Here is a 15,915-nt window from a genome sequence, read left to right as displayed (position 1 = left end):
GCCTCCATCAGCAATCCACCGCCGGAAGAACATCATCGGCAATGTCGGCGTAGCCCTGCTCCTTGCTCTCCAGGTAGGCAGTCCAGGAATCCTGATCCCAGATCTCAGCACGAGTGCCCACGCCGATGACCACGACGGGGCCCGTTAGCCGTGCATAGGAGCGCAGCATGGGGGGAACCAGGATGCGGCCCTGCTTGTCGGGGACCTGGTCGACGGCACCGGACAGAAATACACGCAGGTAGTCCCTGGCCGATTTGTCGCCCATGGAAGTGTGTTGGATGCGCACGGCCATCCGTCGAAATTCCTCGGTGGGCAGCAGGCTGACGCAACGTTCCTGCCCACGGGCCATGACCAGGCCCTGACCCAGCTGGGCACGGAACTTAGCTGGCAGCGCCAGGCGGCCCTTGGAATCCATCTTGGGGGTGTAGGTGCCCAGCAGCATGGGCGGCAGGGAAGGCGAGGCGGCATCTGCGTCATATATATCGGCCATGCCCCACCTCCAATGCCAGTTTGGTAACCATAGGACGGCCCCATCGGGTAGCGTCCCCTACGCAGTGCTCCCCACTTTACCCCACTTATCCCCATTGCTCACCACCTTGACACCGCTTCAGGCCCAAATCCAACCATTCGCCTCGCCAAAGAATCCGCCTCGGCGTTTCGCCACTCGGCAAAGCGGACGCGGCCAAGGGTCAGCTGGTCCGAAAAAGTAGAGGTCGAGCGGTATATTGGATCATCCGATTTTTGAACATTCCACAGAACGGACGCACATGTCGAGCTATTCCTCACAGCTGCATGAAGAGCAGACGGCGGTGGACAGGGCCTACGGCCGTCTGGACGAGCTGCGGGCGCAGGCCAGGACCAGACTGGACGCGGTTCGGGCCGCCGGCTCCCACGGTTCACCCACCCAGCGTACCGAGCGGGATTCCTTCGCCAACATGTACGAGGACCGGCTCACCCAGCTGCGGGCCGTAGAGGACCGTCTGGTCTTCGGCCGACTGGATACAGCCCAGGGCGGCCGGCGATATATCGGGCGACTGGGCCTGCTTGACAGCAACCATGAACCCATCCTGACCGACTGGCGTGCCGAGGCCGCACGCCCCTTCTATGAGGCCACCCCGGCGGACCATGGCGACATTGTCATGCGCAGGCACATCACCCTCAACTTCCGCCAGGTCACCGGCATCGAGGATGAGGTTCTGGACCTGTCGGCCCCGGAAGTGGACAAGGCGGCCCAGGGCGGCACCCTGGCCGGCGAGGGCGCGCTCATGGCATCCCTGTCCAGTCGCCGCACCGGGCAGATGACCGACATCGTGGCCACCATCCAGGCTGAACAGGACCGGATCATCCGCTCCCCCATGACCCGTCCACTGGTGGTCCAGGGCGGACCTGGCACCGGCAAGACGGCCGTGGCTCTGCACCGGGCGGCTTATCTGCTCTACACCCATAGGCGTCGACTGGAGAGTTCGGGCGTGCTGATCGTTGGGCCCAGCAGCGCCTTCCTGCACTACATCGACCAGGTCCTGCCCTCCCTGGGCGAGACCGGAGTGCTCAGCCGCACCATGGGCGACCTCATCCCCGGCATCAGCACTGAACGCCGGGAGGACCCGCACGTGGCTCGTCTCAAGGGAGACATTCGCATGGCTGAGGCTGTAGCCAACGCCGTCGCCTCCCGGGAACGGGTGCCTGCCTCCCTGCCCACGGTCAAGGTGGACGGGGTGGCCGTCCCCATGCTGGCGGTCGACCTGGAGCAGGCCCTGATCGATGCCCGACGCAGCCACCAGCCCCATAACAAGGCCCGGAACACCTTCGTGCGCTCGGCTCTGAACGCCATGACCGCCCGTTATGCCGAAGGGGTGGACTATCAGCCCGGAGCCGAGGAACTTGCCCGGGTCACCTCCCTCTTGAGACTGAACGACCAGGTGCGGCGGACCCTCAATCTAGCCTGGCTGCCCATGAACCCCCGCTGGCTGGTCAATGACCTCTGGTCCAGGCCGGACCGTCTGCGCCGGTTCGCCCCCTGGCTGACCCCAGAACAGATTGATCTGCTGACCCGCCAGGACGGCGCCGAACTGACCGTATCCGACATCCCTATCCTGGATGAGGCCATGGAGTTGCTGGGCCCCGACCCCCGCCAGGCGGATCGCGACCAGGCCGAAAAGGCCCGCCGCGATGAGGAACGTCGCTTTGCCAGCGACACCTTGGCCCAGAACGGCATCGGCACAGGCATCGTAACCTCGCAGATGCTGCTTGATTCCATCAACGGTCAGGACGAGAACCAGGCGGCCACTCAGGCAGCCGCCGACCGTGAATGGGTCTACGGGCACATCGTGGTCGACGAAGCCCAGGAGCTGACGGCCATGGACTGGAGGATGCTGGTCCGGCGCTGCCCCTCCCGATCCTTCACCATCGTCGGGGACGTGGCACAGACGGCTGCTCTGGGAGGCACCAGGTCCTGGGCCTCCACCATGGACACGCTTTTCGGACCGGATGGTTGGGACCTGCGGCTGCTGACCATCGACTATCGCAACCCTCGTCAGGTATCCAACCTGGCCTCCTCCTTCGCAGCCTCCGAAGGTCTTGAAGTTTCAACGCTCAAGGCCGTGCGAGAGGTGGAGGGCTCGGTCAGCCACCTGCGGGCAGAGGATCAAGCAAGCCTGTTGGACCAGCTGCCTGACCTGGTAAGCGAGCTGGCAAAACGTCATCTGGGCAAGGACGGCACCGGACGCCTGGCCATCATCGTTCCTGGCGCCCTGGACGCCGAAGTAATCTCACGGATGCATATTGACAAGGCTCAGGAGCACCAGATCACTGTCACGACCACCGGTCACACCAAGGGCCTGGAGTTCGATGCCGTGGTTCTGGTTGAGCCTGGGGCCATCCAGGATGAGGCCCCCTCCAGGCTGAGCGCGGCGGCCGACCTCTATGTGGCCATGACGCGCCCCACCCAGGAGCTGGTCATCGCCCAGACTTCCGAGGATCAGAGGCTGCTGGACCTGGGATGAAGCGCCCTCAGTGCCGGGCCTGTATCGTGGCCCGGCACCCCCGTTCGCTTCTAATCACAGTCCGATCTCGTTACAAATCAGCCCAGTCGCACACTGACGAAAGCTGGTGGCCTGTTCCAGTCAAAATGGCCGATGTCTGAATAGCTAATTCTAGGACTGCTGAATCGCAGACTGCTCTTCGGCAGACTGGTCTTCGGCGCGCAGGGTGTCGATGGCCTGCTGGAAGTCCTCCAAGTTGCTGAAGTTGCGGTAGACCGAGGCGAAGCGCAGATAGGCCACTTCGTCCAGCTCCCTGAGAGGCTTCAGGATGGCCCTGCCGACCTCTTCCGAATCGACCTGTGCCAGGCCACGTGAACGCAGGTCCTCTTCAACCTGCTGGCCCAAGAGTTTCAGGTCATTCTCGTCGATGGGCCTGCCTTGGCAGGCCTTCCTCACGCCAGCAATGACCTTGTCGCGGTTGAAGGGCTCGGCATTGCCTGAGCGTTTCATAACCAAGAGGATTGAGGTCTCCACCGTGGTGAACCGACGCGAGCATTGCGGACACTCACGGCGGCGTCTGATGGCATGGCCGTCGTCGCTGATTCGCGTATCCACAACCTTGGTATCGGGATTCTGGCAGAAAGGACAGTGCATATGCAACATCATAGCGCCAAAGAACCTCAAGACCCACGTATACCAGGCCTATCAGCGTATAACACTGGACAAACTCCTCGATTTCAGCTAGTGCCTTTATCCAGGCGACAGGCTATTAAAGACCCATTGTTCATTCCCTGAACCGAAGATCGCTGCCTCACTCGTCGCTAGGAATCAGAATTCGGTCCCCAACGCGCAGATTGGGTGAGGACATGTTGTTGATCTGCATGATGCGGTCGACGTTCTTGGTGACATCCTCGCCTTGCGGGGTGATTGAGGCCGCATAAGACCAGACATTATCGCCCGGGCGAACTGTTCTGGTGACAACCTCCTGTGGTCCTGGAGCGGAGCTGGCCGGTCGAGCCATCCATCCTAACCCAGCCAGGGTCAAAGCGCCGGCAACTAGGAAAACCGCGACTCTGCGCACGACGACACCCGCAAAACCCTGATCAGGCAGACAGGCATCGGCAGCTCTGCGAAGACGGACCATGACGGACGAGAACACAGAACTTGCATGCGCCAGGCAGACCGAAAACAGGTTCGTCGGTGCAGACATGCGGGAACTGGCACAGGTACGATCAACCATGGCACACCTCTTTCGAACATTTGTTCTATCGAACAGATGTTCTCATTCTGGCACCGTGACGGTTATTTGGCAAGGCTGATTCGAACATTTGTTTGATTTTTCACTTCGGGCAGGTTAGACTGAGTTCAGTTTCCAAGGAAAGGAGCCCATCGTGAGTACCATCCCCTTTACCGGGTCCACGGCCACGAGCTCCCTCAACCAGTCCACTCTTGCCAACAGCGCCGGATCTCAGGAAACCGGCTCACCCTCAGCCAAGGACACGACGAAAGAAAAGGCAGCGGCCTCCAAGAGTCCGAATCAGGGGTCCAGACCCAAACTGACCGATCGCCAGGCCAAGGTCTTGGAAGCCATAAAACGGCATCTGTCAGAGCGCGGATTCCTGCCCTCCTACAGGGAGATCGGCAGAGATGCGGGACTGCGCAGCACTTCTTCCGTCAAGCACCAGCTTCAGGTCTTACAGGATCTGGGCTACATCCGTCTGACTGCAAACAAGGGACGTGCCATAGAGCTGGTCCAGGATCAGCCTGAGCCAACTGCTGGAACCGCCAAGATCATGCCCTTCCCTGATGCGCAGGCCGACGAGGCCATCATGCAGTCGCGCGACGTGCCCCTGGTCGGCAGAATCGCCGCCGGCCAGCCCATTCTGGCCGAGCAGCATGTGGACGATGTCATGCGTCTGCCCGAGCGTCTGACCGGGTCCGGCGAGCTCTTCATGCTTGAGGTCCATGGAGATTCCATGGTCGATGCCGCCATCTGCGACGGGGACTTTGTCGTCGTCCGCCGCCAGCAGGAGGCTGAGAACGGGGATATCGTCGCAGCCCTGCTGGACGATGGAGCCACGGTAAAGACCTTCCGCCGCGAGGAGGGCCACGTTTGGCTGATTCCCCACAACCCGGCCTACTCCCCCATCGACGGCACCCACGCCGTCATCATGGGCAAGGTAGTCACCGTTCTGCGCAAGGTCTGAGGACTACATGTCCAAATGCTCGCCGCTGCTATCCCGGTGGCCCTGGGGTTCTATCTGAAAGGTCGTGTGTTCGACCGAAACAGGGAAATGATCGCGCAGGCAGCGTTGCATGCTGGTAAGAATGCGTTCGCTCTCAACAGCCGTCGTGCCCTGACGCACTACCACATGCGCCGTCAGCTGCGGCAGACCGGTGGAAACGCTGTTGGCATGCAGGTCATGTACCTCAAGTACGCCAGGCACGCCCTCCAAGTGCTTCCTGACCTTGGCCATGTCGAGGTCCGCCGGAGTCTCCTCAAGCAGCACAGAGACACTGCTGGCCAGCAGTTTGATCGCGCGGGGAATCATCAGCAGAGCGATCAGGGCTCCCGCCACGGCATCGAACCCGGCCCAGCCGGTGATCATCATAACCACGGCTGAAACCAGGACCGCCACCGAACCCAATGCATCGTTGACCACTTCGAGAAAAGCGGCACGCATGTTCAAATTGTCCTTGTGCCCGGAGGCCAAGACCAGAATCGATCCCACATTGGCAGCCAGACCCAAAAGTCCGAAGAAGAGCAGCAGCCCCTGCTGATGGACCTGATCCCGACCGGGCGACCAGAGCCGCAGGACAGCCTCCACGATGGCATAGATGCCCACTGCCAGCAGAACCAAAGCACCGCCAGCCGCCGTGATGACCTCCAGACGGGACCAGCCCCAGGTCCGTCGGTTCGTTGGGCGGCGCTCCATCAAGACAGCAGTAACCGTGGAGGCGATCAGCACAGCCATATCGGTCATCATGTGCCCGGCATCGACCAACAGAGCCAGGCTGCGGGTGACCAAGGCGCCGACGACCTCGGCAACAAAGACCGAGCCCGTCAGAGCCAGGGTCGTCAACAACTGTCGACGATGGGCGGATCCGCCGCCCTGGATACCACCTTCATGAGCGCTCATGCATACCCCGATTCGTCAGACACCAAAGTATGCCACCAGCGGCTGCAAGGCAAGAGTTTTCTGTGAAATACTCAGAAGCCGAACTTGCTGGCAGTCTCCTTGAGAGTCTCGGCGGAGCGCTTCAGAGCGGCCAGTTCGCCGTCGCTCAGCGGAGTGTTGATGTGGGTGTTGACCCCGTCACGGTTGAGCACGCTGGGCACCGACATGCACACGTCCGATATGCCGTGGAAGTCCTCCAGCAAAGAGCTGACCGGCAGGATGCGGTCGGTGCCGTTCAGGATGGACTCGATGATGTCCACGCCGGACATGGCGATGGCGAAGTTGGTCGCCCCCTTGCCCTCGATGATCTGGTAGGCGGCGTTCTTCACCTCCTGGTGGATCTCCTCGCGCTTGGCCGCGTCCAAAGGCTCATGGCCGGGCAGCTCCATCCAGTCGCACATGGGCACCCCGCCAATGGTGGCCGAGCTCCAGAGCGGGACCTCGGAGTCGCCGTGCTCGCCGGCGATGTAGGCATGCACGTTCTTGACGTTGACACCGGTCTGCTGACCGATCAGGTACCGCAGCCGGGCGGAATCCAGGTTGGTGCCCGAACCGAACATCTGGTTGACCGGCAGCCCGGACAGCTCCAGAGAGACCCGGGTGACGATGTCGACAGGGTTGGTGATCAGCAGGAAGATGGCGTTGGGGGCCACCTCGACCATCTGAGGGATGATGGACTTCATCATGTTGATGGTGGCACCGGCCAGGTCGAGCCGAGTCTGTCCCGGCTTCTGCCTGGCTCCGGCCGTGATGACCACCATATCGGCGTCGGCGCAGATCTGTGGATCGTCCGAGCCGTCGATGGTGACCGTGGGGTAGAAGCTGGATCCGTGCTGCATGTCGCGGACCTCGGCCTCAACACGCTGGGCGTTGATATCCTCAAGGACGATCTCCCGAGCCACACCGCGCTGGGCCGCCGAAAAGGCCAGAGTCGACCCCACGGCTCCGGCTCCCACGATTGCTAGCTTGGTTGGCTTGATTGATGATTCCGCCATAGTTTTATGGACCTCTCTTATCGGAACCCGGGAAACGGGTTTGCCGCTGACAACATACGTAGTCTACCCAGCATAGGTGACCTGGCGTGCGCATGCCCCTTAGGAGCTCAGCCCGGCTGATGGCGTGTCACCCACTGGGGCCTGCAAGGGCTTCTGATCAATGGCCTGGTCAAGCACGGCAGCCGCCAGCCGGTCGTCCACATCAGCGCTCAGCGCAACCCCATCGGCCCGGTATTCCAATGAATTCACCCGTCCCAGCCGCCGTACCTGCTCCAGCAGGGAGCCACTGGTGTAGGGCAGGATGGCCTGAACATGCACAGCGGGGGCGGGCAGCAGCTCCTCCACCCGTCTGCGCAGGGACTCCAGACCCTGACCCTGTCGGGCCGAGACCAAAAAGGCCTCGGGCTCAAGGTTGACAAGCCGCTGCCGGGCATCCTGATCGATCAGATCAACCTTGTTGAAGACCAGCAGACGGGGAATGGACTCAGCGCCGGGGATATCCGCCAGCACGGCATCCACAGCCCTGATCTGCCCAAAGGGATCGGGGTGGGAGCCGTCCACGACGTGCAGAATCAGGTCGGACTGACCCACCTCCTCCAGGGTGGATTTGAAAGCCTCGACCAGCTGAGTAGGCAGGCGGCGGACGAACCCGACCGTGTCCACATAGACGTAGAGTCGGCCATCTGCCGCCTTGGTGCGCCTGACGGCCGTATCCAGGGTGGCGAAGAGGGCGTTCTCCACCAGTTCCTCGGACCCGGTCAGCCGGTTGGTCAGCGAGGACTTGCCGGCGTTGGTATACCCCACCACGGCTACGGCCGGCAGCTGATAGCGCCGCCGGGACCCACGCTTGACCTGGCGAGAGGGGGCCATCTGGGCGATCTGACGCTTCAGCCGCGAAATCCGCCGCCGGATGACCCGACGGTCGGTCTCGATCTTGGTTTCTCCCGGGCCGCGGGAGCCTATGCCGCCGGCCTGCCCGGCAGCCTGGCCGCCGGCCTGGCGGGAGAGGGATCCGCCCCAGCCGCGCAGCCTGGGCAGCATGTACTCCAGCTGGGCCAGCTCCACCTGGGCCTTGCCCTCGCGGCTGGTGGCATGCTGGGCGAAGATGTCCAGAATCAGGGCCGTCCTGTCGACCACCTTGACCTTGGTGACATCCTCCAGGGCCCGCCGCTGGGAGGGATGCAGGTCGTCATCGGTGATGATGGTGTCGGCACCCAGCCCAGCCACGATATCCGCCAGCTCCCGTGCCTTGCCCGAACCCAGGTAGGTGGCCGGATCCGGCTTGACCCGCTGCTGGAGCAGCCCGTCAAGCACCTCGGCCCCGGCCGTCCTCGCCAGGGCGGCCAGCTCGCGCAGGGACTCCTCGGCCTGACCGACCGTGGTCCGCGAACCCGACCAGACGCCGACCAGGACCACCCGCTCCAGACGGACCTTGCGGTACTCCACCTCGGTGACGTCCTGGAGCTCACCCAGCCCCTCGACATGACGGAAGGCGTTGCGGCGGCTGCGCTCCTGCCACTCCTGATCCTGGCCCTGCCCGACCTGCCCTTCGCTGCCGGTCAGCACCTCGGACTTGTGGGCGAGCGGGTCCTGGTGCGCTTCGACAGCTGCTGGGCTATGCTCTTGGGTCGGTTGTTCTTGGGTCAAAGGCACCTCTGCATCGATCTATGGACTAGGGAACGAATCCGGTGTAGGCGGAATCATGACACAGTCTTTATTATCATCTTCTTAGCAGACATCAGCGGATGCCCGAGGGACGGGCAGATTTCAAAGACGGACAGGATGGACATGACGCACAGGGACCATGGCAGCAGCCGGGGGCAATCCTCCAGGACCGGGACGGACGGAGGCGAACAGTACTTCGTAGCCCGTCCGGCCTCCCCCGACCAGCGGCGGACCATCCAGGTGGAGCTGGCCGGCCGCACCTGCCAGGTGGAGGTCTCCCACGGGGTCTTCTCATCGGGCAGGCTTGACCTGGGCACCTCGGTCCTGCTCAAACGCGTCCCCCAGCCCCCGGCCAAGGGCGACTTTCTGGACCTGGGCTGCGGCTGGGGGCCTATCGCTCTGAGCATGGCCATGCAGGCGCCCAAGGCCAACGTCTATGCTGTGGACACCAACCTGCGGGCTCTGGATCTGACTTCCCGCAATGCACAAACCCAGGATCTTGACAGGGTGCGCACCCTGACCCCGGAACAGGTGCCGGACGATCTGCGCTTCGACCTGATATGGTCCAATCCGCCCATCCGGGTGGGCAAGGCGGCCCTGCACGACCTGCTGATGACCTACCTGCCCAGGCTGAAGCCCCAAGGCCGGGCCTACCTGGTGGTCCAGCGCAACCTGGGCGCCGACTCCCTGATCCCCTGGCTGGCTGAGGCCCTGGGCTCCGGATGGACGGCGGAGAAGTATGCCTCGTCCAAGGGCTACCGGATCATCGAGGTGGGCCGGGCATGAGGTTCGAGTATCCTGCCGAGCTGCCCATCAGCGCGGCCAAGGAGGACATCGTCCATGCCGTGCAGTCCTCCCAGGTGGTCATCGTCTCGGGCCAGACCGGCTCGGGCAAAACCACCCAGATCCCCAAGATTCTCCTGGAAATGGGTCGCGGCGACCACGGGCATCAGATCGTGCACACCCAGCCCAGAAGGATCGCCGCCAGAACCGTGGCTGAGCGCATCGCCTCGGAGACGGGCACCAGGCTGGGCGACCAGATCGGCTACCAGGTCCGGTTCACCGACAAGTCCAGCCGCAGCACCCGCCTGCGAGTGGTCACCGACGGCATCCTCCTGGCGCAGATCCAGGGCGATCCCCAGCTGCGGGCCTACGACACCATCATCATCGACGAGGCCCACGAGCGCAGCCTGAACATCGACTTTCTGCTGGGGTATCTGACCGCCCTGCTGCCCAAACGGCCAGATCTGAAGCTGATCATCACCTCGGCCACCATCGATTCGGTCAAGTTCCGCGACCACTTCGCCAGGGCCCTGCACACCCAGGTGCCCGTGCTGGAGGTCTCCGGCCGCACCTACCCGGTCCAGACGCTCTACGAGCCTGCCGGGTCGGCCCCTGCCCTGATGCGGCATGTCCCCGGGTTCGACTCCGATCAAGAGGGCCAGGACAGGGAGGAGCCGGACATGCCCCAGGCGGTGGCCCGGGCCTGCGCCGAGCTGGTCATCCACTCCACCCACGTGGACGGCCCCAGGGACATCCTGGTCTTCGCCGCCGGAGAACGCGATATCCGCGAGTACGAGACCGCCTTGCGACGGCACTTCGGCCCTAGGACCTCCGACATGCGCCGCCTGGACGCCTTGGAGATCATCCCCCTCTTCGCCCGCCTGTCGGCCAAGGAGCAGCACCGGGTCTTCGAACACCATGGCCATCAGCGCATCGTCATCGCCACCAACGTGGCCGAAACCTCCCTGACGGTGCCGGGCATCCGCTATGTGGTGGATCCCGGGCTGGCCAGGATCAGCCGTTACTCCAAGTCGGCCAAGGTCCAGCGCCTGCCCATCGAACCCATCTCACAGGCCTCGGCCGATCAGCGTGCAGGCCGCTGCGGGCGCGTGGCCGACGGCATCGCCATCCGTCTGTATGCCAAGGATGACTATGACACCCGTCCCAAGTTCACCGATCCTGAGATCCTGCGCACCTCCCTGGGCTCGGTCATCCTGCACATGCTCTCGGTGGGCGTGGCCCATACGGCCGAGGACGTCACCGACTTCGGCTTCATCGATCCGCCCGACACCCGGGCAGTCAGCGACGGTCTGCGGGAGCTGACCGAGCTGCAAGCCATCTCCCGCCAGCAGGGCCTCATCCGGCTGACCAGCCTGGGACGGCGGCTGGCCAGGATCCCCATCGACATCCGTCTGGGCAGAATGATCCTGCAGGCCGGCCAGGACGCCACCCCGGACACCCTGGCCGCCGTTCTGGTGGTCGTGGCCTTCCTCTCCCTGCAGGACCCGCGGGAGCGCCCGGAGGAGAAGCGCGAGGAGGCCGACCGGATCCACGCCCGCTACGAGGACCCCTCCAGCGACTTCCTGACGGCCCTGAACATCTGGAACCATTTCTTCCCGCAGGACAAGGAGCCCTCCAACGGGACCCTGCGCAAGGCCTGCAAACAGGAGTACATGGCCTTCCTGCGCATGCGGCAGTGGCATGACCTCTACCGGCAGCTGGCCCAGATGTGCCGGGGTTTGCACATGAAGGTAGGCTCCCCCACTCCCGTCAAGGGCCCGGACCAGGCCCTCCTGGCCCTGCCTATGGGGCAGCAGGCGGCACACGCCCTGGTCTGTTCCTGGGACGACCAGGGCATCCATCGTTCCATGCTGGCCGGCCTGCTCTCCAGCCTGGGCATGCAGGTGATCCACGAGCCCAAGGCCTCCGATTTCGCCGGCCTGCATGGCGCGGCCCGGGCCAAGGCCATGAAGCGGGCGCGCCGGCAGGCCAAGAACGACTACCAGGGGGCGCGTGGCACGCATTTCGCGATCTTCCCCGGTTCTGCACTCTCCAAGGCCAATCCGCCCTGGATCATGGCCGCCGAGCTGGTGGAGACCTCCCGGCTCTGGGCGCGCTGCTGCGCGGCCATTGATCCGGCCTGGGCCGAACCCCTGGCCAAGTCCCTGACCAGGACCACCTACGCCGAACCCCACTGGTCGGCCTCCCGTGGTGCCGCGGTGGCAACCTCCAAGGTTCTGCTCTACGGACTGCCCATCGTGCGCGACAGGACGGTCCAGTGGGCCCGTATCAACCCCGGCCAAGCCAGGGACATGCTGATACGCCAGGGCCTGGTCCAGGGCGACGTGCGCGAGCGCTTCCCGCATGACGGCTTCATCCAGGCCAACCGTCAGGTGCTCAGCGAGGCCGGCGAGCGGACCAGCCGGACCCGCCAGGTGACCGGCACGGTCACCGAGGAGGACCTTTACGACTTCTACCAGGAGCGCATTCCCCAGGAGGCCACCTCCCTGGCCGCACTGGGCTCTTGGTGGCGGCGGCATCACGATGCGGACCCCCACCTGCTGGACTTCGACCCTGACAAGGTGGAGCGCCTGAACGACCAGTCCGTCTCCTACCGACCCGGAGACTACCCCGACCACTGGCACACCCTGGGCACCGACGGCCGGCCCATGGACCTGCCCCTGACCTACCGTTATCAGCCGGGAGAGCCGGACGACGGCATCACGGTCCACATCCCCCTGCACTGCCTGAACCAGCTGACACCAGGGCAGTTCAGCTGGACCGTGCCCGGCCTCCTGGACGACCTGATCACAGCCACCATCAAGTCCCTGCCCAAGGCCCTGCGGGTCCAGTTCGTCCCCGCCCCTGACGCCGCCCGGACCATCCGCGCCTGGATAGACGGCCACTATCCCCTGTTGCCCGGCGCCGATCCTGACTCGGCAGAGCAGGCCACCTACGGATCGGCTGACCAGCAGTCTGCGTCCGGGAACGAAAACGGTGCAGAAGCCATCCCCGCCGAGGACTGGCCGGACTTCGAGCAGGCCTTCACCGCCGCGGCCATAGACACGGTCGGAGCCCAGCTGCACCCGGAGGTCTTCACCCAGGACAGGCTGGAACGACTGCCCGACTACCTGCGGCCCACCTTCCAGGTGGAGGAGAAACGGCGCCATGGCCATCCCAAGGTCCTGGGCCGGTCCAAGTCCCTGACCGACCTGCAGCGCGACCTGGCCGGACAGGCCCGGCAGTCGGCCCGGTCCCGGGTTGACTCCCAGGCCAGCAAGGCCGCCCGACAGGGCCAGGTGGTCAAGAGCGCCGACCTGCTTCACCAGTCCGGCGCCACCACCAAATCGCGAGAGGAGCTGATCTGGCAGGCCGCCCTGGACAAGCTCCACCTGCCTGCCCAAAGGATCTCCTCACGCTGGCTGAGCCGGGAGGCCCTGATGCTGGCCTCGGCCCCCTACCCGGACACCTCTGCCCTTGCCGAGGACCTGCAGATGGCTGCTGTCAAGCGCCTGATCCCCCACACTGAGGCCATCACCGACGACCGGTCCCTGCAAGAGGCTGTGGCCGGCGTCAGCCAGGTCTACGAGGATACCGTCTACCAGGTGGCCAAGGATGTGGTCGCCATTCTGGAGACCTCGGCCCAGGTGGACAAGGCCGTATCAGGCCCAGCTGATCTGCCGCTGCTCTCGGTCCTGCAGTGGATACGCCAGCACGCCGGCGGATTGGTGGCCAAGGGCTTCATCGGCACCGACCCGCCCTACGCCCTCCCCCGCCTGCGCACATATCTGAAGGCGGATCAGATGCGTCTGGACAAGGCCCGCAGGGACAAGGACCGTGACGTACGATGGGCCTGGCAGGCGCAGACCGCCCAGGATCTGGTGGACCAGGCGGCCAAGACGGCCCAGGCTCTGCCCGCCGGTCCCGGACGAGACCAGGCCATGGACCGTGCGCGAAGGGGACGCTGGATGATGGAGGAGTACTTCGTCTCCATCTGGGCCCAGGAGCTGGGGACAGCCATCCCTGTCAGCCTGCAACGAATCAGGAAGGCGCTGGAAGGAAAACCATGAGCACAAGGCCATCGGGACGATCACGCAGGGGCAGCACCAAACGCGGACGGATGACCCTCCGCCGCGCGCAGACCCTGGGGGCCGCCCTGATGGCCATAGTCCTGGTGGTCGCCCTGTGCATCCTGGCTGTCCGCTTCGTCTCCTACCGGCTGATGGTCGGCCGCGTCATCCGCCACCAGGAGGAGCTTTCCCAGGAGTACGTTTTCAATCCTGGCAAGATCATCACCGATCACCGCTTCCATGACACCGTGGACATGAACGCCGACGATGTCCAGGACTTTTTCAACAAACATGAGGCCTCATGCAGCGGATCCACCTGCCTGCGCAGCCTGCAGATGGATGTCCCCGACCGTCCCGGTGACGGTCTATGTGATGCCTACAAGGGCGGCAAGGGACAGAGCGCGGCTCAGATCATCGACGGTGCCGCCCGCTCCTGTGGAATCAGCCAGAAGGTCCTCCTGACCATGCTGCAAAAGGAGCAGCATCTGGTGGCCACCAACCAGTCCCCCACACAGGTTCAGCTCAAGTCGGCCATGGGCCTTTCCTGCCCGGATGATGCAGACTGCGACACCCGCTATGCCGGATTCTTCAATCAGGTCTACGGGGCCGCCCACCGATTCCGCTACTACCAGGCCCATCGGGATCAGTATGCCTACCAGACCAAGGCCCTGAACGATGTGCGCTTCAGCCCCGATGCCTCTTGCGGCAGCGGCAAGGTCTACATCGAGAACGACGCCACTGCCCTGCTCTATATCTATACGCCCTACCAGCCCAACGAGGCAGCGTTGCAGGCAGGCGACGGCGAAGGCGACCGCTGCTCAAGCTATGGCAACCGCAACTTCGTCATCATCTACAACAACTGGTTCGGCCGATCGGACCAGTGAGTCCTGGTTTCAAAGCCTGGGCAGGTAGTAGGCCAGCTCGTAGGGGGTGACCTGCCGGCTGTATCCGGCCCACTCCCGGTGCTTGTTGCGCAGGAAGTACTCGAAGGTCTGCTCGCCCAGCACCTGGGCCACGAAGTCCGACTTCTCCATGACCTTGAGCGCCGCGTCCAGGCTGTCAGGCAGGGGCTCGATGCCCATGGCCTGCCGCTCGGCGTCGGTCAGCTCCCAGACATCATCGCTGGTGGGCTCGCACAGGGTCATCTTCTGCTCGATCCCGTCCAGGCCGGCGGCCAGCAGCACCGAGTAGGCCAGGTAGGGGTTGGCCCCCGGATCCAGCCCACGGAACTCCATCCGGGCCGAGTTGCCCTTGCCAGGCTTGTACTGGGGTATGCGCAGGAGGGCGGACCGGTTGTTGTGCCCCCAGCAGACGTAGCTGGGCGCCTCGGCCCCGCCCCAGAGACGCTTGTAGGAGTTGACGTACTGGTCGGTCACCGCGCAGATCTCGGCCGCATGGGCCAGGATGCCGGCGGCGAACTGCCGGGCCGTCTGGGACATGTTGAACTCCTGCCCTACCTCGTAGAAGGCGTTGGTGTCCCCCTCGAACAGGCTCAGATGGGTGTGCATGCCCGATCCCGGCTGGTCGGTGAAGGGCTTGGGCATGAAGCTGGCATAGATCCCCCGCTCCAAGGAGATCTCCTTGACCACGGTCCGGAAGGTCATGATGTTGTCGGAGGTGGTCAGGGCGTCGGCATAGCGCAGGTCGATTTCGTTCTGCCCCGGTCCGGCCTCATGGTGGGAGTACTCCACCGAGATGCCCATCTGCTCCAGCATGTTGACGCAGGCCCGGCGGAAGTCCATCCCCGGGCTGCGGGGCACATGGTCGAAGTATCCGCCCTCGTCGATGGGGGTCGGGGTCTGGGACCAGTCCTCCTGATTCTCGAACAAGTAGAATTCAATCTCCGGATGGGTGTAGAAGATGAATCCCTTCTCCTTGGCCTTGGCCAGGGCCCGCTTGAGCACGTGCCGGGGATCCCCGCTGCTGGGCTCGCCGTCCGGGGTGAGCACGTCGCAGAAGATCCGGGCTGTGCCCTGCGGTCCGCCCCTCCAGGGAAGGATCTGGAAGGTGGACGGGTCGGGCTTGACGATCATGTCGTCCTCGGAGACCCTGGTCATGCCCTCGATGGCCGAGCCGTCAAAGCCCAGCCCCTCCTCGAAGGCCACTTCCAGCTCGGTGGGCGCTATGGCCACCGACTTCAAGGTTCCCAAGACGTCGGTGAACCAGAGACGAATGAACCGGACATCGCGCTCCTCGACAGTGCGCAGCGCGAACTCCTCTTGCTTATCCATAGAGCTTATGC

At 64.1% G+C, this 15,915-nt stretch carries 12 protein-coding genes; 5 read left to right on the top strand and 7 right to left on the bottom strand.

The features are described from left to right. Positions 1 to 7: 7 nt before the first annotated feature. The gene (mraZ, locus tag FPK30_RS04595; protein WP_144085485.1) at positions 8 to 490 is read right to left on the bottom strand and encodes a division/cell wall cluster transcriptional repressor MraZ; all 483 of its coding nucleotides are present in this window, start codon (positions 488 to 490) and stop codon (positions 8 to 10) included. Positions 491 to 767: 277 nt separating this feature from the next. Between mraZ and FPK30_RS04590 the strand changes: the two genes are divergently transcribed. Beyond that, positions 768 to 3,002, top strand: a complete 2,235-nt coding sequence (locus tag FPK30_RS04590; RefSeq protein ID WP_144085484.1) for a HelD family protein — start codon at positions 768 to 770, stop codon at positions 3,000 to 3,002. Between the two features lie 150 nt (positions 3,003 to 3,152). Here FPK30_RS04590 and nrdR read toward each other — a convergent pair whose 3' ends face one another. Beyond that, complete coding sequence (gene nrdR, locus FPK30_RS04585; RefSeq protein WP_045924089.1) at positions 3,153 to 3,635, bottom strand: transcriptional regulator NrdR; 483 nt, start codon at positions 3,633 to 3,635, stop codon at positions 3,153 to 3,155. A gap of 157 nt (positions 3,636 to 3,792) precedes the next feature. Beyond that, positions 3,793 to 4,221 (bottom strand): LysM peptidoglycan-binding domain-containing protein, encoded by a 429-nt coding sequence (locus tag FPK30_RS04580; RefSeq protein WP_144085483.1) that lies wholly within the window; start codon positions 4,219 to 4,221, stop codon positions 3,793 to 3,795. A gap of 316 nt (positions 4,222 to 4,537) precedes the next feature. Here FPK30_RS04580 and lexA point away from each other — a divergent pair, with 316 nt between their 5' ends. Further along, positions 4,538 to 5,188: a transcriptional repressor LexA gene (gene lexA / locus FPK30_RS04575; RefSeq protein ID WP_144085567.1), complete on the top strand. Its 651-nt coding sequence runs from the start codon at positions 4,538 to 4,540 to the stop codon at positions 5,186 to 5,188. Positions 5,189 to 5,191: 3 nt separating this feature from the next. Here lexA and FPK30_RS04570 read toward each other — a convergent pair whose 3' ends face one another. From FPK30_RS04570 to hflX, 3 genes are all read right to left on the bottom strand, one after another. Continuing rightward, positions 5,192 to 6,121: a cation diffusion facilitator family transporter gene (locus FPK30_RS04570; protein ID WP_144085482.1), complete on the bottom strand. Its 930-nt coding sequence runs from the start codon at positions 6,119 to 6,121 to the stop codon at positions 5,192 to 5,194. 71 nt (positions 6,122 to 6,192) lie between these two features. Continuing rightward, positions 6,193 to 7,155 carry an L-lactate dehydrogenase gene (locus FPK30_RS04565; RefSeq protein WP_024627229.1) on the bottom strand — a complete coding sequence of 321 codons (963 nt, stop codon included), beginning with the start codon at positions 7,153 to 7,155 and terminating at the stop codon, positions 6,193 to 6,195. A 99-nt stretch (positions 7,156 to 7,254) separates the two neighbouring features. Next, entirely contained in the window at positions 7,255 to 8,721 is a 1,467-nt protein-coding gene (gene hflX, locus FPK30_RS04560) for a GTPase HflX (protein WP_144085566.1), read from the bottom strand. A 222-nt stretch (positions 8,722 to 8,943) separates the two neighbouring features. Between hflX and FPK30_RS04555 the strand changes: the two genes are divergently transcribed. The 3 genes from FPK30_RS04555 to FPK30_RS04545 are packed head-to-tail and all read left to right on the top strand — an operon-like array spanning position 8,944 to position 14,557. Beyond that, entirely contained in the window at positions 8,944 to 9,606 is a 663-nt protein-coding gene (locus tag FPK30_RS04555) for a class I SAM-dependent methyltransferase (protein ID WP_144085481.1), read from the top strand. Beyond that, complete coding sequence (hrpA, locus tag FPK30_RS04550; protein WP_144085480.1) at positions 9,603 to 13,673, top strand: ATP-dependent RNA helicase HrpA; 4,071 nt, start codon at positions 9,603 to 9,605, stop codon at positions 13,671 to 13,673. Before FPK30_RS04555 ends, hrpA begins: the two co-directional genes overlap by 4 nt. Next, the gene (locus FPK30_RS04545) at positions 13,670 to 14,557 is read left to right on the top strand and encodes a hemagglutinin (protein WP_144085479.1); all 888 of its coding nucleotides are present in this window, start codon (positions 13,670 to 13,672) and stop codon (positions 14,555 to 14,557) included. The genes hrpA and FPK30_RS04545 overlap by 4 nt, the downstream gene beginning before the upstream one ends. A 9-nt stretch (positions 14,558 to 14,566) precedes the next feature. Here the strand turns inward: FPK30_RS04545 and glnA are convergent, their stop codons facing one another. Beyond that, the gene (gene glnA, locus FPK30_RS04540) at positions 14,567 to 15,904 is read right to left on the bottom strand and encodes a type I glutamate--ammonia ligase (protein WP_045924085.1); all 1,338 of its coding nucleotides are present in this window, start codon (positions 15,902 to 15,904) and stop codon (positions 14,567 to 14,569) included. Positions 15,905 to 15,915: the final 11 nt, after the last annotated feature.

Origin of the sequence: Bifidobacterium apousia (genome assembly GCF_007559275.1) — a bacterium.
Lineage (GTDB): Bacteria > Actinomycetota > Actinomycetes > Actinomycetales > Bifidobacteriaceae > Bombiscardovia > Bombiscardovia apousia.
The sequence above is the reverse complement of the archived record's forward strand: the minus strand, read 5'-3'. Positions and strand labels throughout refer to the sequence as shown.